This window comes from Syntrophorhabdus sp. (assembly GCA_012719415.1).
GTDB lineage: Bacteria > Desulfobacterota > Syntrophorhabdia > Syntrophorhabdales > Syntrophorhabdaceae > Delta-02.
Genome location: JAAYAK010000102.1, coordinates 1 through 4,277 on the forward strand (window position 1 = coordinate 1; position 4,277 = coordinate 4,277).

4 protein-coding genes are annotated in these 4,277 nt (G+C 53.5%); all 4 read right to left on the reverse strand.

The window, feature by feature from the left end; translation table 11 throughout:
• Positions 1 to 323: AMP-binding protein (locus GXX82_06320; GenBank protein ID NLT22644.1), on the reverse strand; the 323-nt coding region annotated here is incomplete at its 3' end.
• A 588-nt stretch (positions 324 to 911) separates the two neighbouring features.
• Positions 912 to 2,519, reverse strand: coding sequence for an AMP-binding protein (locus GXX82_06325; protein ID NLT22645.1), 1,608 nt, complete (start codon positions 2,517 to 2,519; stop codon positions 912 to 914).
• Between the two features lie 69 nt (positions 2,520 to 2,588).
• Positions 2,589 to 3,860: a (Fe-S)-binding protein gene (locus GXX82_06330; protein NLT22646.1), complete on the reverse strand. Its 1,272-nt coding sequence runs from the start codon at positions 3,858 to 3,860 to the stop codon at positions 2,589 to 2,591.
• 19 nt (positions 3,861 to 3,879) lie between these two features.
• Positions 3,880 to 4,277 (reverse strand): glycolate oxidase subunit GlcD (locus GXX82_06335; protein ID NLT22647.1); only part of this gene is annotated, 398 nt, incomplete at its 5' end.

Sequence of the window (4,277 nt, forward strand, 5' to 3'; positions counted from 1 at the left end):
AAGACCTTTGCTTCGCAGTGGTTGATGATGTATTCCATCTCCGGGGCGGCAAGCCTGAACATGAGGGGCACGCACAGGAATCCGCCTTTTGCCGCGGCCGCGTAGAACTCCAGCCACTCGACACAGTTGTATCCGAGGACTGCGAAACGGTCGCCTTTCTTCATTCCCAGATCAGCAAGGGCATTCGCAAGTCTGCAGGCCCTTTCATTCCACTGCTTGAAGGTGTAGGCCTTGTAAAGGTCCTTGATGCCCACCTTGTCGGGCCACTTAAACGCATTCACCCTCAACACATCCTTAGCCGTCATCCAATGACCGTTCTTCATAACAAAACCCTCCTTAGTGTGATTGATGAAAATCCCGTTATGCAGCCCTGCCGACAGATCAGCGGGGCGTCGTGCTCACAAGCAGGCAGTGCGTACGGCACTGCAACAACATACAATCCAGGAATGAATATGGAATCGTGCTGTCAGAACAAAGATCAGCTATTGAAATAACGCCCCTACCGCTTCTCACGTAACCCCTTAACCCAAATAAAACCTTGTACACCATCTTTTACCCTACACGGGTTTTTTTTGCAATACTAAAATGCCGCCACTTCCCGGAACAGCGCAATAAATCACCCCCTGCGATTCCCGACCGACCGCTGTCTACCGGCAAAGGCTATAGGACCAATAGGAAACAGGACCTATTCGACCTATACGACCCATAGGACACTAATAGGACCAATAGGATTCATTGAATGCAATTGCCCGCAATCGGCCCGTCCTACAGGTTCTAAGCGTCCTATAAGTCCAATATGTCCCATAGGTCCTATTCTCCTATAGGTCCTATCCTGTCCTCTCGGTCCTATCCCTCAACGCCAAAAAAACGGGGACCGAAGTCCCCGTTTTTTCATTCAGTTGTGAAGGATCCTACTGCTGGTCTCCCCACTTGCCGTAACGCTCGCGGAGGATCCTGTGGAGGATCTTGCCGGCGCCTGATCTCGGCATCTCTTCGTCGGGGATGATGTAAATGTTCTTCGGAACCTTGAAGCCCGCGATCTTGCCTTTGCACCACTCGGTGACTTCCTTCGGCTCCATCTTCTTGCCTTCGTGGAGGACGACGACTGCCGTTACCTGTTCGCCCCATTTCTCGTGGGGAATGCCGATGACGGCAACGTCCTTGACATCGGGGTGTGAACCCACGCAGTTCTCGACTTCCGACGGGAAAACGTTCTCGCCACCGGAGATGATCATGTTGGCCTTCCTGTCAACGAGATAGTAGTAGCCTTCCTCATCGCGGTAACCCATGTCGCCGGCGCTGAAGTACTGCCCCTTCATCGCGTTCTTCGTCTTTTCGGGGTCCTTCCAGTAGGACTCGAAGATCATCGGGCTGCGGGAGTAGATCTCGCCGATCTTGTTCGGTTCGGTGATGAGCTTGCCGTCTTCGTCGTAGATCTCAAGGATATCGGTCCCAATGGCCTCGCGACCGATGGAGCCGAGCTTCTTCATCTGCTCTTCCGGTTTCAGGATCGTCACGCAGCCGGCTTCGGTGGATCCGTATGCCTCGAAGAGTCTCGAGTTCGGGAACATCGCGAGGATACCCTGCTTCGTGTCGCGCCGTGCCGGTGCCGAGGAGCACAGGAGTTTCTTGATGGCGTTGAGGTTGTATTTCGCCTTAACCTCGTCCGGAAGCGCCAGCATCATGATGTAGTGCGTCGGAACGAGAGAGGTGAACGTGATGCCGTGATCGGAGAAGCACTTGATAAGGCTTTCGGGGTTGAAGGAGACCATGTTGTAGCACATGACGGTCCCGCCGACCCATGTCACGACGAAGGAGTAGAAGAGCGAGTTGACGTGGCAGCAGGGCATGACGAGCAGAATGGTGTCGTCGAAGTTGAACTCATGGTCGTAGATCATGATGAAATACTGGGAGAAAAGGTTGGCGTGGCTTTTCATGACGCCTTTGGGCAGGCCCGTGGTGCCGCCGGTGTACATGATGACCCAGATGTCGTCGGGGGTAACTTCGACGTCGGGCTCCGCGGGGCTCGCCTTCGCCAGCATCTGCTCGTAGTTGATGAAGCCGTCGTAGCTCGGGCTGTCGACGGCGAAGTTGATATAGTGCTCAACGGTCTTGAGGCTCTTCTTCATGCCGTTGACCTGTTCGATCCAGGGGAATTCCTTGCCGTCCGCGGGGTCTTTTCCGCTCTGGACGATGAAAACCTTTGCCTCGCAATGGTTGATGATGTACTCCATCTCCGGTGCCGCAAGCCGGAACATAAGGGGCACGCAAAGGAAACCGCCCTTCGCGGCCGCGCCGTAGAAATCCATCCACTCTACGCAGTTGTAGGCGAGAACCGCGAAGCGGTCGCCCTTCTTGAGACCGAGATCGGCAAGCGCGTTCGCGAGCCGGCAGGTCCTCTCGTTCCATTCTTTGAAGGTAAACTGCTTGTAAAGGTCTTTCGCTCCAACCTTGTCGGGGTACTTAAATGCTTGAATCCTTAGAACATCCTTCGCTGTCATCCAGTGGCCGTTCTTCATGTGTACTCCTCCCTGTGAGTTTGAGATGTAGGTGTGCAGTTGGTCTTCGAGATATCGACTTGCTACTACTTACTCCACCAGTTCCAGGAGATGATGCACCTTTTGCGGCATTTTGTTCAACAAAACATTGTCGATGAGGTTGATCATACAGCCTGGGCAAGCAGTCACAACGATATCCGCACCGGTCGCCTTGATGCCGTCCATTTTCTTGCCCGCTATTTTCTTCGTCAGATCGTAATGGTAGACGCTGAACGAGCCGCCCATTCCACAACAGAGGTCCGCGTTGGGCATTTCCACATACTTAACGCCCTTCAGGGCCTTGAGGATCGCCCTTGGCTGGTCCTTGATGTTCTGGTATCTGACAAGGTGGCAGGGGTCATGCCATGTTACCGTTTTGCCTTCAAACTCCTTTTTCAGCTTGAAGTCTTCGGGTTTGATCTTGAGGATATCGATGATGAACTCCATGCTATCCTTGACCTTCTTCTCGAATTCTTCGTAGCGCTGTTTCTGTTCTTCAGTGTCGGGAAGATACTTCTGATAGTCCTTCAGGGTCGAACTGCACGTCGCGCATGTCGTGACGATATAGTCCACGTCGAGGTCTTTGAAGGCCTTGATGTTGAGGTCCGCCAGCATCCTGCCCGTCTCGAAATCGCCGCTGAAGTAGATGGCTGCCCCGCAGCAGTTCTGCGTGTCGGGAACCACCACCTCGACACCGTGCCTCGTCAAAAAATCGATGAACTTGAGACCGAATTCTGGATAGACGAAGTCCGTGGCACATCCCGTGAAGAAACCGACCCGCATGATCGGCTTCTGGCCGTTCTGGGGTTTGTAGACGGGCTTCACCTGGTCTCTCAGGAATGTCTTGGCAAGTTCCGGGAAGTTCCTCCTTCCCAGGTTCTTCACAAAGTCGGGAAGGTGACGGATCTTGCCCCCTGTTTTGGGCATCATCCACTGGAACTTCTGCATCAGTCTGGCATATTTGCCGAATGCCTTTCTGTCCGCCATGACCTTGCGGAAGGCGAAGTTCTTGATGGCGCCGAGCCCTTTCTCTTTCACCAACTGCGCGCGGGCGGCCACGACGACGCGGTCTATCTGCGTCTTCGCGGGGCAGTTCGCCGCACAGCGTTTACAGAGAAGACACTTCCCGATAATATCCGCCATCTCGTGCGTGAATTCCTGCTTTCCCGCCAGGATCTGTTTCACGAGGTAGTTCTTCCCGCGCGCCACAGAGGTCTCCATCTTTTCTTCCTGGTAGACAGGGCAGAAGAAACTGCAGAAACCGCACTTCATGCACTGGTCAGAGAATTGTTCTATCTTTTTAAGTTCTTTCAGATCTTTCACTCGCAACCCCCTTTATGGACTACTCCCAGATCTTGCCCGGATTCATGATGTTGTTCGGGTCAATAAGTGCCTTGATCCCTTTCATCATGTTTATGACGGCCGGTTCGGTGACCTTCCTCATAAATTTCTGTTTCTCCAGGCCAATACCGTGTTCTCCGGAGAGTACTCCGCCAAACTCAACGGCGGCGCTTTCGATGATCTCATCCACCGCCTTTAAGGCGCGCTCGTAATGCTCCTTATTGGCAGGATCTGTCAGAACGGCCGGATGGAGGTTTCCGTCACCGGCATGCCCGAGGACGACGATCTCGACATCATATTTCTTGGCCAGTTCCCTGATCTTCTTGACGAACTTGGGGATATTTCCACGCGGTACCGTGACGTCTTCCGCGAATACCTGCTTGGCTTTTCCAAATACAG